Annotated in this window: 20 protein-coding genes, 1 tRNA gene and 1 other RNA gene; 19 read left to right on the forward strand and 3 right to left on the reverse strand. The window is 53.9% G+C overall.

From position 1 onward, the window contains the following. The first annotated feature begins 26 nt into the window (after positions 1-26). The 7 genes from GSF01_RS27075 (at position 27) to GSF01_RS27105 (ending at position 7,721) form a co-directional block, all read left to right on the forward strand. The gene (locus tag GSF01_RS27075) at positions 27-977 is read left to right on the forward strand and encodes an ROK family glucokinase (RefSeq protein WP_159888382.1); all 951 of its coding nucleotides are present in this window, start codon (positions 27-29) and stop codon (positions 975-977) included. Positions 978-1,119: 142 nt separating this feature from the next. Next, on the forward strand, positions 1,120-2,019 hold the full coding sequence (rapZ, locus tag GSF01_RS27080; RefSeq protein WP_159888383.1) for an RNase adapter RapZ: 900 nt from the start codon (positions 1,120-1,122) through the stop codon (positions 2,017-2,019). After that, on the forward strand, positions 2,016-3,005 hold the full coding sequence (locus GSF01_RS27085; protein WP_159888384.1) for a gluconeogenesis factor YvcK family protein: 990 nt from the start codon (positions 2,016-2,018) through the stop codon (positions 3,003-3,005). The genes rapZ and GSF01_RS27085 overlap by 4 nt, the downstream gene beginning before the upstream one ends. Before the next feature lie 6 nt (positions 3,006-3,011). After that, a complete protein-coding gene (whiA, locus tag GSF01_RS27090) occupies positions 3,012-3,938 on the forward strand; it encodes a DNA-binding protein WhiA (protein WP_159888385.1) in 927 nt (308 codons plus the stop codon). A 269-nt stretch (positions 3,939-4,207) separates the two neighbouring features. After that, entirely contained in the window at positions 4,208-4,477 is a 270-nt protein-coding gene (locus GSF01_RS27095) for an HPr family phosphocarrier protein (RefSeq protein ID WP_010500412.1), read from the forward strand. A gap of 390 nt (positions 4,478-4,867) precedes the next feature. After that, complete coding sequence (locus GSF01_RS27100; protein ID WP_159888386.1) at positions 4,868-6,646, forward strand: stalk domain-containing protein; 1,779 nt, start codon at positions 4,868-4,870, stop codon at positions 6,644-6,646. A gap of 250 nt (positions 6,647-6,896) precedes the next feature. Then, a complete protein-coding gene (locus tag GSF01_RS27105) occupies positions 6,897-7,721 on the forward strand; it encodes an Ig-like domain-containing protein (RefSeq protein WP_159888387.1) in 825 nt (274 codons plus the stop codon). A 69-nt stretch (positions 7,722-7,790) separates the two neighbouring features. Here GSF01_RS27105 and clpP read toward each other — a convergent pair whose 3' ends face one another. Then, positions 7,791-8,372 (reverse strand): ATP-dependent Clp endopeptidase proteolytic subunit ClpP, encoded by a 582-nt coding sequence (clpP, locus tag GSF01_RS27110; protein ID WP_072332611.1) that lies wholly within the window; start codon positions 8,370-8,372, stop codon positions 7,791-7,793. Between the two features lie 143 nt (positions 8,373-8,515). Continuing rightward, positions 8,516-8,590, reverse strand: a tRNA-Arg gene (locus tag GSF01_RS27115). 285 nt (positions 8,591-8,875) lie between these two features. Between GSF01_RS27115 and GSF01_RS27120 the strand changes: the two genes are divergently transcribed. From GSF01_RS27120 to ssrA, 11 genes are all read left to right on the forward strand, one after another. After that, positions 8,876-9,904, forward strand: coding sequence for a sugar-binding transcriptional regulator (locus GSF01_RS27120; protein ID WP_159888388.1), 1,029 nt, complete (start codon positions 8,876-8,878; stop codon positions 9,902-9,904). A gap of 56 nt (positions 9,905-9,960) precedes the next feature. Continuing rightward, a complete protein-coding gene (gap, locus tag GSF01_RS27125; RefSeq protein WP_159888389.1) occupies positions 9,961-10,968 on the forward strand; it encodes a type I glyceraldehyde-3-phosphate dehydrogenase in 1,008 nt (335 codons plus the stop codon). 224 nt (positions 10,969-11,192) lie between these two features. Next, positions 11,193-12,374, forward strand: coding sequence for a phosphoglycerate kinase (locus GSF01_RS27130; RefSeq protein WP_159888390.1), 1,182 nt, complete (start codon positions 11,193-11,195; stop codon positions 12,372-12,374). Between the two features lie 108 nt (positions 12,375-12,482). Continuing rightward, positions 12,483-13,235 (forward strand): triose-phosphate isomerase, encoded by a 753-nt coding sequence (gene tpiA / locus GSF01_RS27135; RefSeq protein ID WP_159888391.1) that lies wholly within the window; start codon positions 12,483-12,485, stop codon positions 13,233-13,235. A gap of 1 nt (position 13,236) precedes the next feature. Further along, positions 13,237-14,784, forward strand: coding sequence for a 2,3-bisphosphoglycerate-independent phosphoglycerate mutase (gene gpmI, locus GSF01_RS27140; protein ID WP_159888392.1), 1,548 nt, complete (start codon positions 13,237-13,239; stop codon positions 14,782-14,784). Between the two features lie 78 nt (positions 14,785-14,862). Further along, a complete protein-coding gene (gene eno / locus GSF01_RS27145) occupies positions 14,863-16,155 on the forward strand; it encodes a phosphopyruvate hydratase (RefSeq protein ID WP_159888393.1) in 1,293 nt (430 codons plus the stop codon). 283 nt (positions 16,156-16,438) lie between these two features. Beyond that, positions 16,439-17,164 carry a M50 family metallopeptidase gene (locus tag GSF01_RS27150; RefSeq protein WP_159888394.1) on the forward strand — a complete coding sequence of 242 codons (726 nt, stop codon included), beginning with the start codon at positions 16,439-16,441 and terminating at the stop codon, positions 17,162-17,164. Positions 17,165-17,337: 173 nt separating this feature from the next. Continuing rightward, entirely contained in the window at positions 17,338-17,577 is a 240-nt protein-coding gene (secG, locus tag GSF01_RS27155) for a preprotein translocase subunit SecG (RefSeq protein WP_159888395.1), read from the forward strand. Positions 17,578-17,868: 291 nt separating this feature from the next. Beyond that, positions 17,869-20,466, forward strand: a complete 2,598-nt coding sequence (gene rnr / locus GSF01_RS27160; RefSeq protein ID WP_159888396.1) for a ribonuclease R — start codon at positions 17,869-17,871, stop codon at positions 20,464-20,466. Positions 20,467-20,551: 85 nt separating this feature from the next. Next, complete coding sequence (gene smpB / locus GSF01_RS27165) at positions 20,552-21,031, forward strand: SsrA-binding protein SmpB (RefSeq protein WP_159888397.1); 480 nt, start codon at positions 20,552-20,554, stop codon at positions 21,029-21,031. 245 nt (positions 21,032-21,276) lie between these two features. After that, positions 21,277-21,640: a transfer-messenger RNA gene (ssrA, locus tag GSF01_RS27170) on the forward strand. A gap of 26 nt (positions 21,641-21,666) precedes the next feature. Here ssrA and GSF01_RS27175 read toward each other — a convergent pair. Next, positions 21,667-22,278: a recombinase zinc beta ribbon domain-containing protein gene (locus GSF01_RS27175; RefSeq protein WP_159888398.1), complete on the reverse strand. Its 612-nt coding sequence runs from the start codon at positions 22,276-22,278 to the stop codon at positions 21,667-21,669. 1,023 nt (positions 22,279-23,301) lie between these two features. Between GSF01_RS27175 and GSF01_RS27180 the strand changes: the two genes are divergently transcribed. Beyond that, positions 23,302-23,706, forward strand: a complete 405-nt coding sequence (locus GSF01_RS27180; protein WP_159888399.1) for a hypothetical protein — start codon at positions 23,302-23,304, stop codon at positions 23,704-23,706. Positions 23,707-23,891 lie beyond the last annotated feature (185 nt).

Genomic DNA, 23,891 nt, shown 5'->3' on the forward strand with positions numbered 1-23,891 from the left:
AAGCACTTATGAGGTGAGATGCAGGTATGGGAGATCAAGTGTACTTGGGTGTCGATTTGGGTGGAACCGCGATTAAGGTAGGTTTGTGCGACGTTGAGGGGAATTTGCTGTCAACGTACGAGGGGCCGACAGGCACAGAGCATGGCTCCGACGTCGTGCTGGAGAACATCGCACAGTATGCCCGCAAGATTGTATCCGAATCCGCATACACATGGGAGCAGGTAGCCGGAGTCGGGGCGGGAATCGCGGGGTTCATGGATATCCCCGAGGGCTTTATTAAGCTTTCTCCCAACCTGGGCTGGAGGAATGTGCCGGTCAAACGGATCTTGGAGGAAAAGCTCGGCAAGCCGGTGAAAATCGATAACGACGCCAACGTCGCAGCGCTTGGCGAAGCGTGGGCGGGAGCAGGCAAGGGCTATAACAATCTGGTGTGCTACACGCTCGGTACAGGCGTAGGCGGCGGAATTATCGTAGGCGGCCGGATCTATCAGGGATTCAACGGCATGGCTGGAGAGCTGGGCCATATTCCGCTTGTGCCGGACTTGGAAGCGGTCGATTGCGGCTGCGGCAAGAAGGGCTGCCTGGAGACGGTATCCTCCGCAACGGGGATTATTCGCATGGCCAAGGAAGCCGTAGAGCGCGGCGAGCACACGTCGCTGGCGCTTGTCGAGTCTATAATGGCTAAGGACGTCTTCGATGCGGCCAAGACCGGCGATGAGACGGCAATCCGCATTATTAACCGGGCGGCGCTGTATCTCGGCAAATCGATGGCTATCGTATCCGTCATCGTCAATCCTCAGCGCTTCATCGTAGGCGGCGGCGTGTCCAAGGCGGGCGATATTTTATTCGAGGCCATCCGTAAATATTATCGTGAATGCGCACAGGAAACCTCTCAGGAAGGCGTGGATATCGTACCTGCTATTCTGGGCAACGACGCGGGCATCGTCGGTGCTGCAGGTCTGAATCTGCGCAGCTAGTCCAAAGCTGTGAGATGCGGTCCGCGCAGGGATGCGCGGACTTGGCTATAAACCGGGAGCTTCCTTCATGCGGTTGCCCAAGCGATAGCGACGGCGGTAGCGGGGCTCTCCCAAGAAATTCGAGCAAAGGAGCTGTGTCCCCATGGAAGAGTTGCATAGTTTGGGCAAGCTGGTCATCATCACCGGCATGTCCGGAGCGGGTAAAACAATCGCCGTGCAGAGCTTGGAGGATTTAGGCTTTTTTTGCGTAGATAATCTTCCTCCGGTGCTAATCCCCAAATTCGCCGAATTGATCGAGCAATCGAAGGGCCGAATCGGCAAGGTCGCGCTGGTGATCGATTTGCGAGGCCGGGAATTTTTTAATACCTTATCCGAGTCGCTTCGTTACCTGCATGACAACCATACGCTTACTTACGAAATTCTGTTCCTGGATGCTACGGACGGGACTCTTGTGCAGCGCTATAAGGAAAGCCGCAGGAAGCATCCGCTGGCCCCGACGGGAGCTCCGCTGGAGGGCATTCATCAAGAGCGCAAGCTGCTGGAGGAGCTGAAGGGCCTCGCTACCCAGGTTATCGATACGAGTAGTCTGAAACCCGCTCAGTTGAAGGAACGTATTGTATCCAGGTTTACGAACCTGGGAACGGGCAGCATTTCGATCAACGTCATTTCCTTCGGCTTCAAGTATGGCATCCCGATCGATGCCGACCTCATCTTTGACGTCCGTTTTCTTCCGAACCCTCATTACGTCGATACGCTTCGTCCGAATACAGGGCAGGACCCTGAGGTATATGATTATGTAATGAAGTGGGGCGAAACCCAGGAGTTCCTGATTAAGCTGCTCGATATGCTGCACTTTCTCGTTCCCCAGTACAAGAAGGAAGGCAAGAGCCAGGTCGTCATCGGGATCGGCTGCACGGGCGGAAAGCATCGCTCGGTTGCAATCGCCGAATATTTGGGAAGAGTGATGGGCAACAGCGAAACGGAATTCGTGCGCGTAAGCCATCGGGATTCGGAGCGCGACCGGACTGAGGTGAAGCGATGAGCCACGTTCCCCAGACGGACGCCTATCTGCCGAAGATTGTTGTGCTGGGCGGCGGAACGGGCTTGTCGGTCATGCTGAGGGGACTGAAGCAGAAGCCTATCGACATAACGGCGATCGTGACGGTGGCCGACGATGGCGGAAGCTCAGGCATTCTGCGGTCGGAGCTTGCGATCATACCGCCTGGTGATATTCGCAACGTACTAAGCGCGCTGGCCGATGTGGAGCCGCTGCTGGGCGAGCTGCTGGACTACCGCTTCGATAAGGGCAATGGATTAGCCGGGCATAGTTTGGGCAATCTGATGTTGGCGGCTATGCGCGACATTACGGGCGACTTCGTCACGGGTGTCCGGGAGCTAAGCAAGGTGCTGGCCGTGCGGGGCAGGGTGCTTCCCTCCGCCAATCAGGCGCTTGTTCTCCGCGCGGAGATGGAGGATGGCTCGATTATCGAAGGCGAGTCCAAAATTCCGAAGGCGGGCGGAGTGATCCGGAGAGTCAGTATCGAGCCGAAGGACGCCGAGGCCTTGCCGGAAGCTCTGGAGGCGCTGCGCCAGGCAGATGCGATCCTGGTCGGCCCAGGAAGCTTGTACACGAGTATTTTGCCTAACCTGCTCGTTCCCGAAATTACACAAACGATAGTCCAGTCAAACGCTCTCAAGATGTTTATTTGCAACGTGATGACACAGCCGGGAGAAACGGATGATTACAAGGTAAGCGACCATCTGAAGGCCGTTCGCGACCACGTCGGCGAAGACTTGTTCGACTACGTGATCGTAAACAACGGCGAGATCCCCGAACAGGTCCAGACGAAGTATGCCGAGAAGGGCGCCAAGGTGGTCCATCTGGATCTGGACGAAGTGACCCGCCAAGGCTACAAGGTAATCGCGGATCAGCTGGTATTGTTCCGGACCTATTTGCGGCATGACGCCGAGAGGCTGAGTCAGCACATTTATCAGTTGGTGGAGAGCTGGATGTTCAAGAAGAGGTGATGCAACATGTCCTTCGCCGCTCAAACGAAAAAAGAGTTGACGTTGATGGAGTCCGACCGCTGCTGTGAGCGGGCGGAGCTGTCCTCGCTTATTCGCATGAACGGTTCCGTACAGCTGTCCAGTCAAAAGGTTGTGCTGGATATCTCGACGGAGAACGCCGCGATCGCCAGACGCATTTATTCGCTGCTGAAAAAAACGTTTCATGTGCATACCGAGCTTCTGGTGCGGAAGAAGATGCGATTGAAGAAAAATAATGTATACATTGTGAGAGTACCAGCTCAGGTACAGCATATACTAAAAGAGCTGGATATCGTCTCCGAAGGTTTTTTGTTCACGGATGGCATCGAGGAGTCGATCATTCAGTCAGACTGCTGCAAGCGGGCTTATCTTCGAGGGGCGTTTTTGGCTGGGGGCTCGGTCAACAATCCCGAAGGCTCGTCTTACCACCTGGAGATTTACTCCATGTACGAGGAGCACTGCAAGGCGCTCTGCAAGCTGGCTAACGAATTCGATCTTAACGCCCGCTGCATAGAACGAAAAAAAGGTTTTGTGCTGTACATCAAGGAAGGCGAAAAGATTATCGATTTCCTGAGTCTGATCGGAGCCCATCAGGCGCTGCTGCGGTTCGAGGATGTACGGATCATGAAGGATATGCGCAACTCCGTCAACCGGCTCGTCAATTGCGAAACGGCGAATCTCAACAAGACGATCGGAGCGGCTGTCCGTCAGATCGATAATATCCGCTTGCTGCAGAAGCAGATAGGTCTGGAAAACTTGCCGGAGAAGCTGCGGGAAGTGGCGGAAATCCGGTTGAAGCATCCGGATATGAATCTGAAGGAAGTCGGCGATATGCTCAAGGGAAGCGTCAGTAAGTCCGGAGTCAACCATCGGTTGCGCAAGATTGATGAAATGGCAGAAAAGCTGAGAAAGTAAAGAGGGTAATAGGCAAATGTAGAATTTTTGTGTAAATCATCAAAAATTCTAGTGCATAACGCCGAAAAATGCTATACTAATTGAAAACCGCAGTGTTTTATCGAGATTGCTGTTTGTAAGCGATTCATGCTGAGTTAGCGTTATTTTTCACGAGGAGCACCTTCCGGGCGGTTCCTTAGCCGGATGCCGGCGGGGTGCTGCATCTGAACTTTATCTATAGGGCCAGCGCCTTCATGGATGAGCAATTAAAAGTAGGGGGTATTGGTTGCATGTCGAGACGCCCAGTAGTCGTCAAGTTGAAAACAGGCCTTCATGCCAGACCGGCGGCACTTTTCGTACAGGAAGCGAATAAGTTTTCTTCCGAGATCTTCGTGGAGAAGGATGAGAAGAAGGTCAATGCCAAGAGCATCATGGGGATTATGAGCCTTGCGATAAGTACGGGGACCGAAGTTCATATAAGTGCGGAGGGTTCGGACGCCGAGCAGGCTGTAAACGCTTTAGTCACCCTTGTCAGCAAAGAAGAGCTCGAGAACCAATAAGTACCAGGCAGGCAAGCTTCCGCTACGGAAGCTTGTTGCCATTGACCGTGTCCTTCCCGGCTGCAAGGCCATCGCGAACTCGGCAATCCGTCTTCATTGAAGGATTGCTGGATGCGGACCGAATCAATTGTACGCGCTTACAGTTTATCTTGACGCTGACCCCGAACCCGACGGCCGAGCCGGACGGGTTTTTTGCTGTTTTCTGATACCGGGAAGAAAGGGGAGCCGAGGTTAGGGCGATAATGTGTATGTTTCGTGAACAGAAGAGGTAATGGTTCCGCTGTAAAAAATCGCCACTCGAAAGACCGCAACCTTTGCCCGGGGGCAAGCGTCTAACCATTCGACATCCTTGGAGTCTTGAAACAAGCAGAAAGAAGGAGTAGAGAAGAAATGAAGCGGATCAGGAATGAATGGGCGATACTGCTGGTAGTCAGCATGCTGCTGGCCACCATAGGGTGGTCCCCGGTTAACGCTGCCGACAAGGAGCCTTCGATCTCCTCGGGTACGGTGCATGTGTTGCTTTATTTAAACAAGGCCGAAGCCTTCATGAACGGCGAACAGGTGACGCTGGACGCTCCGGCCACCATTATTAACGATAAGATGTTTGTGCCTGCCAAGTTCCTTGGCGATGCTTTCGGTATGAAGGTGGAGTGGAATGAGTCGACCCGAATGATCGAAATGATTACGCCGAAAGCCCAGATCATGCTTGACAGCGACAATAAGTCAGTATGGATCAACGGCTATTGGATGCGCTTCGACGAAGCGGCAGCCATCGTGAATGGCCGCTTGATGGTGAAGCTGACCTGGCTGGCCGACTATATGGGGGCACGCTACACGTACAGCGACGAGCTGCGCCGGGTTGAGGTGCTGTATACGAAAACTCCGGCCGGCATCTATATACCGGCGAACGACAACTCCAAGCCCGTGGCGAAGTTCAGTCTGGGCAAATCAAGCTACCGGATCGGGGAACCGATCAAGTATATCGATCTGAGCTACGACCCGGATGCGGAAGGGCTTGTGAATCATAAGTGGCAGGGGCGCGAGGAGGTATTTTTCGCTCCTGGAACTTATCCGGTTACCTTGACCGTAGAGGACCGGCACGGCAACAAGAGCGAGCCTTACACCCGCTACGTCGTCGTGGGGAAGGAAACGTATTTGAACGAAGTGGAATACCCGATCTACATGAAGCCGGTGGGCGGGTTTATCAAGACGAACTGGTCGGTGCTGTGGGGCAATTTCTATGACCTCCCCGAGCTTCCGAAGCAGGTGACGGAGGATACGTCGCGCAAGCTGCTCGTCAGCGATAGCCCGGAGACGTTCACGCAGCAAGGGATTTTGTATCAGGATACGGTGGACGGTAAGGGCCGCCTCTATGCGGATCATATTAACGGTACGGAACAACGGGTTACCATGGCGATTCTCGCCAAAAATATGAGCTCCAAGCCGATCACGATAAAAACAACGAATAAAGGCGAGGTATGGCCATCGGTCTATGCCAACCTGATCGGCAACGAAGCGACCGTCGATTTTCTGCTCGGCGATCCGCTGGAAGAAAAGATGACGATTCCGGCGAACCAAACGTTTGTTTATAAGCAAATGCCGGACTTTTACCCGGGACAGGGAGTCAACCTGTTCTACGATATAGAGACGGACGGACCTGTACAGTTTTCATTCATCGCAGCCAGTGAAATTAATGCGAACTCGCTGTCTCTTCCGCTGCTGCCTTTCGATGGCCATGTGCGCGGCACCTTCCCTGTGTCGGGGCTGGACTGGAAGGTGGATGGGACTAACTTCGACAAGCCATCCAGACTGGTTATCGGCGACGGGAAGACAGATCCGTTCCTGCCGGGCTATGATACGATCCGCAAGCAGGAAGTGAAGAATGACGGCAACTACGGCGTCGTGTACAAGATTCATATGGATAAGCCGCGTAAGATGGCCGTGATGATTCTGCCGAAGGGCGGAGTGTTTAAGGGGCCGTTCAAAATTAACGGGGAGATGAGGCTGGTACCGGAATCCGGTGTCATCACCGCTTTTGACGGTCTGCAAATTATTGCCAAGACGACGGGAACCGAGGATGCGCTGGATATTGAATTCAGTCCTCCTGCAGGCTCGGCATTCCCGATCGATCTTATCTTTTACCCGCTTGACGAGCGGGAAACCCGATAAACCACGAATAGCGGTGTAGCCTTGAAGCTGCCCCCTGTCTCCGAGCCTGGAGAGCAGGGGGTTTTTGTTGTCTGCCTAGAAGAAAGGAAGACGTAGCCTCGTCAGCCTGCCATCAGGTAACCATCACCAGCGAGTATGAAACTTTAAGACGCTTCGCGCGTCTGGTAAGAAAAGGGTTCGGGGATGACCGGTAACTGCCATGCGCGATAGCCGGGTGTTCTATGAAAAGCTATCACCAAGGGAGGGCTGAATGATGGAAGGTCTATGGAAAGAGCCGAAAAGATGGATGAACCTTACGGGGTGGAGCTTAATCGTTATAGGAACCCTTTTCGTACCCATAATGCCCTGGTACATACTGGGCGATGTGAGCGAATCGGAGATTGGCCTATGGGGCGTAACGGCGATAGGCGGGGGATTGGCGACGCTGGGAGGCAGGGGACTGTATGCGAGAAGCTCCGACGCTGTACAGCGAGGACTTCTGCTGCTGTGCATCCTAGGCATGCTGTTCGTGATGCTGGCTCAGCTGCCTGCTTTGTTCAGCTGGTTTATATATGGAGGAGCCTTCGTCAAGCATTGGATGCCTTGGGAACCGGCCGGCTTTGGCATCGGGGTGGCGCTGCATGTGGGGTTAATAGCTTTGTCGGCCATGACTATTTTTACAGCGGTCTATGCGTTGACGGGCCGTAGACGCCGTGAGCTGCGTATGCCGGCGAGGCAGCTCGCTGTATATGTAACGGTCTTGCTGGTCGCAGCAGGCGGCTTATGGAGCTGGGACCGGTATGCGGGCAGCCATTGGATCGCGCATACGTATCCGGCTGACGGAGCTGTAGATGTCCCGCTGGATGCCCAAGTAGAGGTGGTCTGGCAGGGCGTGCGCGATTCGATGGGAATGAAAGTGCGGTACGCGGACCAGTCGAATCAGGCGGTTCCCGGTATAACCGGAGGCTCGATGAGCGGTATGACGTTCCGGCCGGAGGGCGGGTTTGCGCCCGGATGCCAAGTACAGATTACGGTAGACGCCGGGCGGCGCGCCCATACCTTCACGTTCACGACGAGGGCGAAGCCGCAGCCATAGAAAAAAGCCCTAACCGGATGTTCCGCCTCAGCGGTAGATCGGGTTAGGGCTTTACGGTTCGCCGTAAGCTTAGATGCGCTCGATGACCTTGTCGATCAGGCCGTACGTTTGCGCCTCGGCCGCTGACATGAAGTTATCGCGGTCCGTGTCGCGTTCGATCTTCTCGAACGTCTGGCCTGTGCGCTCAGCGAGGATCGTATTCAGTTTGTCACGCATCTTGAGGATGCGCTTGGCGCGAATCTCGATATCGCTTGCCTGGCCTTCCGCGCCGCCCAGCGGCTGATGGATCATGACCTCGCTGTTAGGCAGTGCGTAACGCTTGCCCTTGGCGCCCGCCGCGAGAAGGAAAGCGCCCATCGAAGCAGCCATGCCTACGCAAATCGTTGAAACATCGGGCTTGATAAACTGCATGGTATCATAAATCGCCATGCCTGATGTAATGGAGCCGCCCGGGCTGTTAATATAAATGCTGATGTCTTTGTCCGGATCCTGTGCGGTCAAGAACAACAATTGCGCAATAATCGAGTTGGCTACAACGTCGTTGATTCCGCTACCGAGAAAAATAATCCGGTCCTTCAGAAGCCGCGAATAAATATCGTATGCGCGTTCCCCTCTTGCATCCGGTTCGACAACCATTGGAATAAAACTCATAAGCTGCAGCCTCCTTTAATGAACCTCTATATCAAACTATATCCATCATAACGGAAAATCAAACTAAGGTCAAGGAAGGTCAAACGAAGACATAAAAAAATCAGTCTTCATGAAGCTCAGGACTGATTGCTGGTTGATTATCATGGCGCGCCCGTAAGGAATCGAACCTTAATCTCAGGCTCCGGAGGCCTACGTCATATCCATTGGACCACGGGCGCATATAGAGTTGCTGTTGGTTGCTAATAACGGTGACAGCAGAAGTTATTGTACAACATCCTCAGCCATATTGCAAGAGGTGATTTGGGTATTCCCAGCCGTTCCCTGTATGGCCGGCATAGGCTCCTATTTTTTCATTCTTGTTCGACAGCCGCTTGATATTGAGATGCCATTGGTCTATAATGGATTTAACTAAGTGACAAACTTAGTACTTTTTTTGAGACATGTGGGACTAAAAAAGTATCACCGGGACGAAATGAGTCCCATTCGGAAGAGATGTGGATGCCATGCGGGATATGCTCGACATTCAAAAGCAGCTGGTGCCGGATTTGCTCGATACCATGAAGAAGCGGTACACGGTCCTCCAGCACATCCTGATCTCGGGCGTCGTCGGGCGCCGTACGTTGGCGGCTTCGATCGGATCAACGGAGCGCGTGCTTCGCGGAGAGGTCGAATTTCTCAAGGAGCAGGGGCTGCTTCAGATCGATGCTTCCGGGATGCGGATTACCGAGGATGGCAGACTACTGGTGGAGCAGATCGAACCGATCGTGAAGGATTTGTTCGGTCTTACCGAATGGGAGGAACGCATCCGGCTCAGATTCGGCTTGAAGCAAGTCGTGATCGTGCCCGGGGACTCGGAAGTGTCTCCGCATACGAAGAAGGAGCTGGGGCGCGCAGGCGCTTCGGTCATGAGGAAGCTGGTTAAGGAAGAAGAGGTCATCGCCGTTACGGGAGGATCTACGATGGCTGAGGTGGCCGTTCAGTTGAACGCCACGGCCGCGATGAAAAGCTGCTGGTTCGTACCGGCTCGCGGAGGCCTCGGCGAAAGCGTCGAGCTGCAGGCGAATACGGTAGCGGCTACGATGGCTAAGAAGGCAGGCGGGCGATATCGGCTGCTGCATGTGCCTGATCATCTGAACGACGAGGCGTATCAGTCCTTGATGCAGGATGATCATATTACAGAGATTTTTCACTTCATACGCAAGGCCAGGATGGTCATCCACGGCATGGGAGACGCTATGGTGATGGCCAGACGGCGGAAGGTGGACCCCGAGACGACGGAAAGCCTTCAGCGCGAAGGCGCTCTGGCGGAGGCGTTCGGGTATTACTTTGACCGCAGCGGGCGCATCCTGCACAAGATGCCTACGGTAGGCTTGCGCATAGAAGACATTCACGCTATGGATACGGTCATCGGCGTTGCCGGAGGCCGGGGCAAGGGCGAAGCGATACTGGCCGTACTGAGGCATGGGCATGAGGATGTGCTGGTTACGGATGAAGCTGCAGCCGCCGAGATTATTCAGCTGTTGTCATCTTGACGGGTTCATCCCCGTCTTGACTATATAAATAAACCATTCTTAGGAGGAAACCTCTCATGGCAACGAAAATTGGTATTAACGGATTTGGTCGTATCGGTCGTAACGTGTTCCGCGCAGCTCTGAACAACCCGAATGTTGAAGTAGTAGCTATCAACGATCTGACAGATGTGAAAACACTGGCTCACCTGCTGAAATACGACACGACTCACGGCAAGCTCGACGCAACAGTCGAATCGACTGAGGGCGCGCTGATCGTGAACGGCAAAACGGTTAAAGTATTCGCCGAGCGCAATCCGGAAAACCTCCCTTGGGGCGAGAACGGCGCTGAAATCGTCGTTGAATCCACAGGTATTTTCACAGCTAAGGAAAAAGCTGAGCTTCACTTGAAGGGCGGCGCCAAGAAGGTTATTATCTCCGCACCTGCAACCAACGAAGACATCACGATCGTTCTGGGCGTCAACGAAGACAAATACGATCCTTCCGCACATACGATTATCTCCAACGCTTCTTGCACTACGAACTGTCTGGCTCCTTTCGCCAAAGTATTGAACGACAAGTTCGGTATCGTCAAAGGCTTGATGACGACTGTTCACTCGTACACGAATGACCAATCCGTACTCGACCTGCCGCACAAAGACCTTCGTCGTGCGCGCGCAGCTGCTGAGAACATCATTCCTTCCACGACGGGCGCTGCAAAAGCTGTATCCCTCGTGCTGCCTGAACTGAAAGGCAAATTGAACGGTTTCGCTCTGCGTGTACCTACGCCTAACGTATCCGTAACGGACCTCGTAGTTGAGCTGAGCCAAAACGTAACGGTCGACGAAGTCAATGCAGCTCTGAAAGCAGCAGCTGACGGCCCTCTGAAAGGCATCTTGAACTACTCCGACGAGCCGCTCGTATCGAGCGACTACAATGGCGACCCAGCTTCCTCCACGATCGACGCTCTGTCGACGATGGTAGCCGGCGATAACCTGGTGAAGGTTGTATCCTGGTACGATAACGAGTGGGGCTACTCCAACCGCGTTGTAGACCTCGTGAGCTTCATCGCGTCCAAAGGCCTGTAAGCAACAACCTCATTGTGGTGATGAACTGAAACTCAAGTCATAGAAGCGCGTCCGGCAACCGGACATCCGAAGTTGGCATCTCGTAGAGAGGTCCAGCCCGGATGTCCGGCTTTTCCGGGGCTGCGTTTTTGGGCGTGACGCAGATCATGACCACAATTTTTATGTACAGATTTATTGCGGTGGGATACGGGAGAAACCTAGAAAAGTTCGGGAGGCCACGGATTATGAATAAAAAAAGCGTGCGTGACGTCGAGGTTAGCGGTAAACGAGTATTTGTACGGGTAGATTTCAACGTTCCTTTGGAAAACGGACGGATTACAGACGACACGCGGATTCGCGAGACGCTGCCTACGATCCAATATTTGACCGAGCGCGGAGCTAAGGTCATTCTGGCGAGCCATCTTGGCCGTCCGAAGGGCGAGGTTGTCGAAGAGCTGCGTCTGACGCCTGCGGCTGCCCGGTTGTCCGAGCTGCTCGGCAAGCCGGTAGTAAAAGCCGATGAAGCGATCGGCGAATCGGTTAAAGCGCAAATTGCCCAGCTGAATGAGGGCGACGTGCTTCTGCTTGAAAACGTGCGCTTCTATGCGGGCGAAGAGAAGAACGATGCCGAGCTGGCCAAGTCCTTTGCGGAGCTGGCTGATCTGTACGTCAACGATGCGTTCGGCGCTGCGCACCGCGCCCATGCCTCCACGGAAGGCATCGCGCACCACCTGCCGGCTGTTTCGGGTCTCTTGATGGAGAAGGAACTGGATGTACTGGGTAAAGCATTGAACAATCCGGAGCGTCCCTTCACGGCTATCGTCGGCGGCGCTAAGGTAAAAGATAAGATCGACGTGATCAACAACCTGCTGAATCTGGCTGATAACATCATTATCGGCGGCGGGCTGTCCTATACATTCCTGAAGGCTCTCGGCAATGAGATCGGCAAATCGCTCGTGGATAACGAGAAGATCGATCTTGCGCTGAGCTTCATCAACAAGGCGAAGGAAAAAGGCGTGAACTTCCTGCTGCCTGAAGATATCGTGGTAACGGATGACTTCAGCGCTAACGCCAACACGAAAATCGTGCCGATCAACGAAATTCCTGCAGACTGGGAAGGCATCGACATCGGACCGAAGACGCGCGAGAAGTATGCCAAGGTCATCGCAGAGTCCAAGCTGGTCGTCTGGAACGGACCGATGGGCGTATTCGAGATCGAGCCGTTCTCTCACGGCACTCGTGCCGTAGCTGAGGCTTGCGCGGCTACATCCGCATACACCGTCATTGGCGGCGGAGATTCGGCGGCAGCTGCAGAGAAGTTCCACCTGGCGGATAAGATGGACCATATCTCGACAGGCGGCGGAGCTTCCCTGGAATTCATGGAAGGCAAAGCGCTCCCGGGCGTCGTAGCTTTGAACGATAAGTAAGCTGTACCCAAGACGAAGCAAGTGAAGCGGCCCAAGGCCGGGCACTGGGCGATGGCCCAAGGTCCGGCTGTGGGGACGACTAGTACCGAAGAGAGGGGTTACTCACCCATGCGTAAACCTATTATTGCGGGCAACTGGAAAATGTTCAAAACGGTCAGCGAAGCGACAGCGTTCATCAACGAGGTGAAAGGCAAGGCTGAGGTAGACGGCGTGGAGAGCGTCATCTGCGCGCCTTACACGAATCTGCCTGCATTGGTCGAAGCGGTAAAAGGAACTTCGCTGAAGATCGGCGCGCAAAACCTTCACTTTGAAGATAACGGCGCGTTCACCGGCGAGATCAGCGGCGTGATGCTGAAGGAGCTTGGCGTGGAATACGTCATCATCGGACATTCCGAGCGCCGCGCTTACTTCGCAGAGACGGATGAGATCGTGAACAAGAAGGTGCTGGCGGCATTCAAGCACGGCCTGACTCCGATCCTGTGCGTAGGCGAGAAGCTCGAAGAGCGTGAAGCCGGCCAAACAAAGGACGTCTGTAAGGTACAAACGGAAGCGGCCTTCGCGGGCTTGAGCGCGGCGCAAGCGGCGCAAGTCGTCATCGCGTATGAGCCGATCTGGGCGATCGGAACCGGCAAATCGTCAACGGCTGCCGATGCTCAGGACGTTATCGGGTATATCCGCGGTCTCGTGGAAGGGCTGTACGGTGCGGAGACGGCGAATGCAGTGCGCATCCAATACGGCGGCAGCGTGAAGCCGAACAACATCGCCGAGTACATGGGCGAAGCGGACATCGACGGCGCGCTCGTAGGCGGCGCCAGCCTGGAGCCGGCGTCGTATATCGCGCTGGTGGAAGGGGCTAAGTAAGATGACGACTAGACCGAAGCCGGTAGCGATCATTATTTTGGACGGATTCGGCCTGCGCGGCGACGTGCAGGGCAATGCTGTAGCACAGGCGAAGAAGCCGAACTATGACCGGTATTGGAGCCAGTTTCCTCACACGACGCTGACGGCGTGCGGGGAAGCGGTCGGTCTTCCGGAGGGCCAGATGGGCAACTCGGAAGTCGGTCACCTGAACATCGGGGCAGGACGGATCGTATACCAGGATTTGACCCGGATCTCCAAGTCGATTCGCGACGGCGAATTTTTCGATAACGAGACGATTTTGGGCGCGATCCGGCATGCGAAGCAGAATGGCAAGAAGCTGCATCTGTACGGTCTGCTGTCGGACGGCGGCGTCCACAGCCATATCGCCCATCTGTTTGCATTGCTTGAGGTATGCAAGAAAGAACAATTCGAAGACGTCTACATCCATGCTTTCTTGGATGGCCGGGACGTAGCGCCGGACAGCGCTTCGAAGTACATGGAGCAGCTGCTCGCCAAGATAGCCGAGCTGGGCGTCGGGCGTATCGCCACCGTGCAGGGCCGTTACTATGCGATGGACCGCGACAAGCGCTGGGAGCGGACGGAGAAGTCTTACCGGGCTATGGTGTACGGTGATGGACCGACCTTCGAAGACCCAATGAACGCCATTACGGAATCGTATACGCGCTCAGTCTTCGACGAGTTCGTCATGCCGACGGTTATCGTGAAGAAGGATGGGACGCCGGTAGGGCTTGTGGAATCCGGAGACTCCGTCGTGTTTTTCAACTTCCGGCCGGACCGTGCGATTCAGCTGTCCCAAGTGTTCACAAACAGCGATTTCCGCGGCTTCGATCGGGGCGACAAGGCTCCGTCCGATCTGTATTATGTCTGCTTGACGCTGTTTAGCGAGACTATCGGCGGTTATGTCGCCTACAAGCCGAAAAACCTCGATAATACGCTCGGAGAGGTGCTGGTTCAGAACAACCTGAAGCAGCTTCGCATTGCCGAGACGGAGAAGTATCCGCACGTGACCTTCTTCTTCAGCGGCGGACGCGATGTCGAGCTCCCTGGAGAGACCCGCATTCTGATCAAGTCGCCGGCCGTAGCTACTTACGACCTGAAGCCTGAGATGAGCGCGTATGAAGTGGCGGCAGCTGCCGTTGCCGAGATCGAAGCGGAGCGTCAGGACGTCATCATCCTAAACTTCGCCAATCCCGATATGGTAGGCCACTCCGGCCTGCTGCAGCCGACGATCGAAGCGATCGAAGCGACGGATACTTGCCTCGGTCAAGTGGTCGATGCGATTCTCGCCAAGGGCGGCGTTGCGCTGATCACGGCGGATCACGGGAATGCGGACGTCGTAACGAATCCGGACGGATCGCGGAACACGGCGCATACGACGAATCCTGTGCCTTTCATTATGACTGACACTCGTGTTACACTAAGAGACGATGGCATTTTGGCAGATATTGCCCCCACGGCTCTGGCTATTCTGGGTGTGGCGAAGCCTGAGGAAATGACCGGAACGGCTTTGTTTGCCCCGCGTATCTAAAGCCTGTCAGGCTGCGGCCAGAGGCTGATTCGTTTTAGACATTTTAGATTAAACCATGAATAGGAGTGTTTTCGAACCATGACGATCATCTCTAATGTATACGCTCGTGAAGTGCTTGACTCCCGCGGTAACCCGACGGTAGAAGTAGACGTTCATCTGGAATCCGGCGCCCGCGGCCGCGCTATCGTGCCATCCGGCGCATCGACCGGCGCTTACGAGGCTGTTGAGCTTCGCGACGGCGACAAGTCCCGTTACCTGGGCAAAGGCGTTCTGAAGGCTGTAGAAAACGTGAACGATATCATCGCTCCCGAAGTGATCGGCATGAACGCTCTGGATCAAGCGGGCATCGACCAACGTATGATTCAACTGGACGGTACGGCTAACAAAGGCAAGCTCGGCGCTAACGCGATCCTCGCGGTATCCATGGCTGTTGCCCGCGCAGCGGCTGAAGCTCTGGACATCCCGCTGTACGTATACCTCGGCGGATTCAACGCCAAGACGCTTCCGGTTCCGATGATGAACATCATCAACGGCGGCGCGCATGCGGACAACAACGTAGACGTGCAAGAGTTCATGGTTCTGCCAGTAGGCGCTCCTACGTTCAAGGAAGCGCTCCGTACGGGCACTGAAATCTTCCACAGCCTGAAGTCGGTTCTGAAGAGCAAGGGCCTGAACACCGCTGTCGGCGACGAAGGCGGCTTCGCTCCGAACCTGGGCTCCAACGAAGAAGCGATCCAAACGATCATCGAAGCTATCGAAGCTGCAGGCTACAAGCCGGGCGTTGATGTGTTCCTGGGTATGGACGTAGCTTCCACCGAGTTCTTCAAGGACGGCAAGTACCACCTCGAGGGCGAAGGCAAATCCTTCACGTCCGCAGAGTGGGTTGACTTCCTGGCTGCTTGGGTAGACAAGTATCCGATCATCACGATCGAAGACGGCTGCTCCGAAGACGACTGGGATGGCTGGAAGCTGCTGACCGAGAAGCTCGGCTCCAAGGTACAGCTCGTCGGCGACGACTTGTTCGTAACGAACACCGAGCGTCTGTCCCAAGGTATCGACCAAGATATCGCGAACTCCATTCTGATCAAGGTTAACCAAATCGGTTCCCTGACGGAAACGTTCGATGCTATCGAAATGGCTAAGCGTGCCGGCTACACGGCTGTTATCTCCCACCGCTCCGGTGAGAGCGAAGACAGCACGATTGCCGATATCGCCGCAGCTACGAATGCCGGTCAAATCAAGACGGGTGCTCCTTCCCGTACGGACCGCGTAGCGAAATACAACCAATTGCTCCGTATCGAGGATCAATTGGGCGAAGTCGCTCAATACGCCGGCAAATCGGCGTTCTATAACCTCAAGAACTTCAAGTAATGCTTATGCCCGCTGATCGTTAATCAGCGGGCGTTTTATACAAAATCTACGGTCAGGTGAAACGAGTAGGCCGGAGCTTGCGTTTCCGTGAGAGGGAAGAGGTTGGTGTTCAGCCGCAGAGTTTACGCGCCGCCTTTAAAATCGGATGACATCCACTGCTTATTCCAATCCAGTCATCCGATTTTAACAGCGGCCGGAGGCGAACACGCAACCTCGCAGCGAATGACACGGGGACGATGGCTTTGCCCTAGCGTTTCACCTGACTACCCCCGGAGGGAATCATATGGGTAAATTGATAAAGACCGTGCTATTTCTACTTGTATCGGCTTTTCTTACACATCTGGTTCCCTTCAGCGATTATTTCCGCAGCCTGGATACGATGATTCATGAATTCGGTCACGCGCTCGTGACGCTGCTGCTGTCGGGCAAGGTGATGTATATTGAGCTTTATGCCAACCATAGCGGCGTTACTTACTCGCAGGTGTCGAGTCGTTGGAGTCTTATTCCGATCTCGCTTGCCGGATATGTGATCGCCTCCCTGTTCGCCTTGCTGCTGTTTCGGCTTCGGGCGGTCGATAAGGAGCGCTTGGGACTGCAGCTCATGACGGTAGTTGCGGTATTGTCTCTGGTGCTGTTCGTCCGCAATCAGGCGGGGATTATATGGCTGCTGGGCTTCATTACGCTGACGATTCTGATGCTTGCGCTAGCTCCGCGCTGGCTGCGAGATCTCTATTACCTGCTGCTGGCTTTCTTGACGCTGGAGGAATCCGTATTCGGGCCATTTTCCCTTATGCTGTATGCTTGGAGGGATGCGTCCAAGGCGGGCGATGCGACCAACCTGGCTTTGGTGACGCCGATTCCGGCCATAGGCTGGGCCTTGCTGTTTACGCTCATCTCGCTTTGGTGCGCGGCGCGGGCTCTGCAGTATTTTATGCAGGGACGGAGATCGAGCAGAGAGCGGACGCAGAGGGCCGAGCCACGGTTCGATCGGCCCGAATCGGGAGTCTGATCAAGAAGCGTTAAGGACGGATCGGGCCTGTGCAGACAGGCGATTTGGCTTATTAGTAGAAGGCGCGCTGACTATCCAAACAGGATTTGTCAGCGCGCTTTTTTTATGCTATACTATGCATGCTGTCTATTTTCGGACAAGTTCGTGGATCGCTGCTCGTAGGAGGTGTGAAGATGGAAATTGCACTGAAAATTGTTTTAGTGATTGCGTCTATTGGATTGATCTTGGCGGTATTGCTGCAACCGGGCAAGAGCGCTGGATTATCCGGTGCCATCTCCGGGGGTGCGGAGCACTTGTTCGGTAAGCAGAAGGCGCGCGGGATGGAATTGTTCCTCCAGCGTTTGACGATGGTACTCGCTGTTATTTTCTTTGTAGTGACGATTATTGTGGCTTACTTCGTCAGATCTGTCTAAACATAAACGCGGCAGCAGGGGTCCTATTCCTCCTGCTGCTTTTTTTATCCATTCGTAGGGGTATTTGAGAGAACGAACCGGAATGAAGTTTTACATATTCACTACGGCTGGCAGGGCGATGGATCGTGTGAAACGTGCAGGACCACAGACATGATGCTTGACGATGGGCTTGGAAGGGTATTTATGAAGAGAATGCGGCTTTTTTGGGCAAGCTTGACTTATACGGGACAGGGGAACAGGCGAGGACTGAAGCCGCCCGCATAATATAGAAAGACAAGGGGTGACTCGCGCATGGTGACAAAAGAAATTTTACTTGATTTTATGAAGGAAACGGCTTATAAGCCTATGACGTATCAAGAGCTGGAGCAGCAGTTCGAATTGGAGGATGCGGCATCCTTTAAGGCGTTTTTGAAGCTGCTGAACGACTTGGAGAATGAAGGTCTTGTGCTGCGCACGCGCAACGACCGATACGGGATTCCCGAGCGAATGAACCTGCTGCGGGGCAAGCTGCAGGCGCATGCCAAGGGCTTCGGGTTTCTTATTCCGGAGGATCGGGAGCTGCCCGACGTATATATCCATGCCAATGACATGGGTACCGCGATGAACGGAGATATCGTGCTTGTGCGCGTGAATTCGAAGGGAACCTCCGGAGGGAGAATGGAAGGCGAGGTCGTCCGTGTCGTCAGCCGCGGCAATACGCGGATTGTCGGACTGTTCCAATCCCAGGAGGAGTTTGCCTTCGTGGTGCCGGATGACAAGCGCGTCGTACGGGATATTTTCATCCCGAAGGAAGCGTTCCATGGCGCTATGGACGGCCACAAGGTCGTCGTCAACATCGTCACGTATCCGGAGGGCCGCGCCGCAGCCCAGGGCGAGGTTATCGAGATTCTCGGTCATCGCAATGATCCGGGTGTTGATATCCTCTCAATCATCCGAAAGCACGGGTTGCCCGAGATGTTCCCGGACGATGTCATGGAGGAAGCCGGCGAAGCGCCGGAATCCATCCTGGAGGAAGAAATCCGCAGCCAGGGACGCCGGGATCTGCGTGACAAGCGCATCATCACGATCGATGGCGAGGATGCCAAGGACCTGGATGATGCCGTCAATGTCGAGCGGCTGGACAACGGAAATTATGTACTTGGCGTGCATATCGCAGACGTCAGCTACTATGTGCGCGAGGGCTCGGCGCTTGACCAGGAAGCGTATAACCGCGGCTGCAGCGTCTACCTCGTGGACCGGGTGATTCCTATGCTGCCGCACCGGCTGTCGAACGGGATTTGTTCCTTGAACCCTCAGGTGGACCGGTTGACGATGTCTTGCGAGATGGAGTTCGACCAGAACGCGAATGTGGTCCGCCATGATATTTTCACCAGTGTGATCCGGACGAGCGAACGGATGACGTACAAAAATGTCCGGACCCTGCTGACAGAGGAGACTCCGGAGCCTGAGCTGCTCGACAAGTACAGCTATCTGATGGGCGACCTCCGATTAATGGAAGAACTGGCGACTAAGCTGCGGGGCAGACGTATGAAGCGCGGCGCCATCGACTTTGACTTCCAGGAATCCAAGATCCTCGTGGACGCGGACGGCAAGCCGACCGACATCATCAAGCGTGACCGGACGATAGCGGAGATGATCATCGAGGAGTTCATGCTGGCGGCCAACGAGACGGTGGCGGAGCATTTTTACTGGCTGAAGGTGCCGTTTCTGTATCGGATTCACGAAGACCCGGATGGCGAGAAGCTGCAGCATTTTATGGAGTTCATCACGAATTTCGGCTATGTGGTGCGCGGGAAAGGCAATACCATACATCCGCGCGCGCTCCAGACGCTGCTGGAAGAGATTAAGGGTACGAAGGAAGAGACGGTTATCAGCACGGTCATGCTGCGCTCCATGAAGCAGGCGCGCTACGACGCGAACAGCATGGGCCATTACGGGCTGGCTGCGGAATATTATTCGCACTTTACGTCGCCGATCCGCCGTTACCCCGACCTGATCATACACCGGGTAATTCGTGAGGTATTGGAAAACGGCGGCAATTTGACCGATCAGCGCCACGAGTACTTGGCCTCCCGGATGGAGGACATCGCCCGGCAGTCGTCTGAGCGGGAGCGTGTAGCGGTCGATGCCGAACGCGAAACGGAGGCGCTGAAGAAAGCGGAGTTCATGCTGGATAAGGTCGGCGAGGAGTTCGACGGTATCATCAGCAGCGTGACGAGCTTCGGGATGTTTATCGAGCTGGATAATACGGTCGAAGGGCTGATCCGCTTGTCGGATATGTCCGATGACTATTACCATTATCATGAGGCTCAGCATGCCCTCATCGGGGAACGGACGTCGAAGATTTACCGGCTCGGCGATGAAGTCAAAGTACGCGTATCCCGCGTAAATATGGAGGAGAAGACCGTCGACTTCGCGATGGTCGATATGAAGCCGAGGCAGCAGAAGGTCAGCCTCGTGGATGCTCTGAATGCCGTGCGCCGGGATAAGCGCAAGGGCGGGGCCCGCGGCAGCGGCGGCTTCGGCGGTAGCCGCAGCGCGTCGGCTGGGCGAGGCGGCCGGAACGCGGGGCGTCCGGGCCGGGCTGAGCGCAGCGGCAGCGGCGAGCGTGCGGGGGCCGAGCGCGGTGGAGATGCCGCGGCGGGCTTCGGCCGCGGAGGCGACGGCGCAGCCGCGGGAGCGGGCACCGGCGCAGGCGCGGGCAAGCGCAGCGGCGGCGGCCGTGGCAAAGGCGCAGCGGCGGCGAAGACCCGCGCGCTGGAGGCCGTGGGCCGGGGCGCCGGCAGCGAAGCCGGAGGCAAGCGCGGCAGCCGCTCGTCGGGGGCAGGCGGCGGCGCGCCGGGCATCGGCTTGGCGAAGAAGAAGCGCAAGAAAACCGTCAAGCGGTGAGGCTTGATTTCGGGGGATGGAGTTTGGTACAATGAACTCCATCCCTATGTTTGACAATCGTCTGAGGGAAAGGAGCAAGGTGCCCATGAGCAAGAAGAATGACGGTAAGCTGCTGGCGCAGAACAAGAAAGCGTCGCACGATTATTTTATCGAAGACACCTATGAATGCGGGCTGGTGCTGACCGGTACGGAGATCAAGTCGCTGCGTCTGGGAAGATCGAACATTGGCGATGCCTTCGCCACCATCCGCAATGGTGAAGCCTTCATACATAACATGCATATCAGTCCCTTCGAGCAGGGTAACCGCCACAACCCCAGCGATCCGACCCGGGCCCGCAAGCTGCTGCTTAAGAAGCAGGAGATCAGCAAGCTGATCGGGCATGTCAAGCGTGAAGGCTATACGCTTGTTCCGCTTAAGGTCTATATCCGTAATGGGTACGCCAAGCTGCTGATCGGTCTTGGCCGAGGCAAGAAGCAGTACGACAAGCGCGAGAGCGATGCGAAGCGCGATGCTCAGCGGGATATACAGCGAGCTCTTCGCGAGCGGCAGAAGGTAGCCCGTTAATCGCGGCTGTCATCCGAATTTTGGCGTCGCTTCCAAGAAGTCAGCCTGCAAATCTTGCGGACTTGTGGTATACTAAAAAAGCGCCGAAGGAAGTCAGCCTAGGCGCCAGTCAGCATCAAGAGTTTAGTAGCCAAGTCTTAGCCAGGATTACGGATCTGCGCGCCAAAGCAGATCGGCTGGTAAGTTTTTCATCATAACCTTTTATTACTTGATTGTTTAGGACCCTCTACGGGGTCCACCTATGCGGGGACGTTCTTGGATTCGACGGGGATAGTTCGAGCATGGGTTGCGGGTAGTGGGGAGCGTCCGCTTCATCAACGCTAACGCCAATTAACTGGCAAACAACAACAACAACTCGCTTTCGCAGCTTAATAACCTGTGATGCGGCTTCTACCCTGCATCGCCCATGTGCCGGGATAGGGGCTCAACCTTAGTGGGATACGCTGTCTCATCTCCGCCTGCGGTGAGCTGAAGAAGACAATCAGGCTGACCTTGGACGAAGCCGGTTACGGGGCGTCGACCTGGGTGACATCAAAACTGTGACTACACCCGTAGATGCCTGTGTGGCGTTATCTTCGGACAGGGGTTCGACTCCCCTCGTCTCCATTTAAGTACGGAAAAAGTAAGAGGAAGAATCAGACGGTCAGCATATCGACGATATGCCAATCGTCTGATTTTTTTATGGTGATTTTCCGGAAGAGGGATTGGATCACTTGCTTTTGTGTTGCGGAGTCGATTAGGTTCCAGTTGTTTTTCAAGTCAAGGAACGCTTCGTGAACTTCGGTGATAGAAATAGTTTGTTCCGGCAGTAACTCTGGACCAGCCTGTTTTCGCAGTTCATTGATTCTTGCGTCTTCCCCATCAATCAGCGTGGCATAGTCGTCCCCCGAAAGCTTGCCGTCTCCCAAAGCCATCATCCAATTCCGTCGGCGCTTTTGACTTACTGCCAGTTCTTTTTCCAGATTTATTCTGCTGCGCTTGGCCTTTGGTTTTGGCTTCTGAAGACCGTCTTCGACGAGTTCGATATGTTGGAACACCAATTCGGTTAGTTGCCGTTCGGAGATGCTGGATGCAGTGCATGTACCTTTAGCATACTGATTAAGACAACGGTAGCTTAGGTATTTTTTGTTTCCGTGAACGGATGCATTACCTGCATAAGTCGCCCCACATTCCCCGCACTTGATTATACCACATTCAATTACCCCGAGTGGGTCAAAACAGACTGTGTACCGTTCGTCTACTTTCACGAATAGGCCGTATTTTTCTTGAGTATATTGCTTGCTTTTATAATGGGAAAATAATGAATCTGTCGAACCTCAAGTAAGCAACCTCCATCCAGTTCGGGAAGGAGGTTGCTTCAATTTCACCGCATCACCATCTTACACAGAACAGGAGCACGACAATGAATCCCACACAGCAGTAACTATTCAATTTCATCAAGAAGGAATTTGACCGCGACGGCACGATCCACTTCTTAGCCCTCTCAGCCGTAGAGCAGCAGCACTGCGAGCAGACTCACGTAACTCCTTTCAAGGTCCGGGTAGCCCTCACCTTCCAAGAAGACTCCGTCGTTAATCCCTACTACGACGGCACGGACATATTCATAAGCTTGACGCCTACCTACGTTCAGTTTGCGCGTGAAGACGGGTGGGCAGATGGCCCACCGCTCCGCGAGGGGAGCCCGATAGAGTCGGCGCTCATGGAGTGGCTGAAAAATAATGATAGTACCTACTAAGCTTCTAAAATCAAGGCAGCGGTATAACTATTATCGCTTTATTTGCCGTGGGTATGAGGATCGGTTCGGAATTGTACTGGAAGTAGCACGATCGCAAATCGCTGGACTAATCCATCGATATATTGAAGACATATCCACCATTCATGCCTAACTAAAGTTGACTTGAAGGAAAATCTAACTCTATGTCGAATTTTGACTGAGGGGTGAGTGAAATAATTCCATTTTTGGTTTTTCAAAATATGGAAAGTTACTGATCCTTTTATTATTATGGGAGTAACAGCAGTTTACTTGCTATATTTTGTTTATTATTAATGACGTCGTCGCCAAAAGGGATAGGTAGAGAGCTGTCTAGGATTGTAAGCATTGTTGTTCGTAGCGGGAGCTTGGTTGGCTCTTTATATTTCTGTTGGGATTTGGAGTTGGAGAGGGTAGGTCCGTTTACTCTGTAAGATTTGCGTGGCGTGTTTAATTTTATGGAAAGTGATGAAAATTGGTAATTTATTTGTTATTGGAAGTGAAGGGAATCAATGAAAATATGGATAAAATAACCGAGATAATGGCAAATCCCATTGTATCTTTGCTATTAGCTATAAGTACTATTGCAGGCCTAGTTTTAAGTGTCATACTTTATTTTAAGAGTAAAAAAGAAAGGAAACTTTTATACTCCATTGAAAATAAGAATTTGATCAATAATGAAAATCATATTACAGATAATGTAAGGATTTTATATAATGAAAAAGACGTAAACAATTTAACGATTTCAAAAATTAGTATATGGAACGCAGGGAAAGAAACTGTTAATAAAGCGGATGTCGCAATAATTGATCCAATTAAATTATGCTTGCCTGATGACTGTGCTTTACTAGATGCTAAGATAATTAAAAGCAATGAACCAGCTAATAATGTTTCTGTTGAGGTCAGCAAAAATGTTGTTGTATAGAACGCAAGTAACAAACGAACAAAATCACGCTAACCACCAAATCGGGTAATGAATAGTAAAAAAAACCGGTGGTGATGGAAATGAGTACCGTAAAAATCGAGCAACTCAATGTGTCCATGAGAGAAACATCAGATAAACGACTTTACGAGAGGTACCTTGCAGTCCGCCTTCGCTTTGAAGGTCAC

The sequence above is a fragment of the Paenibacillus puerhi genome, from assembly GCF_009846885.1.
In the GTDB taxonomy this organism is placed as follows: Bacteria; Bacillota; Bacilli; order Paenibacillales; family NBRC-103111; genus Paenibacillus_G; species Paenibacillus_G puerhi.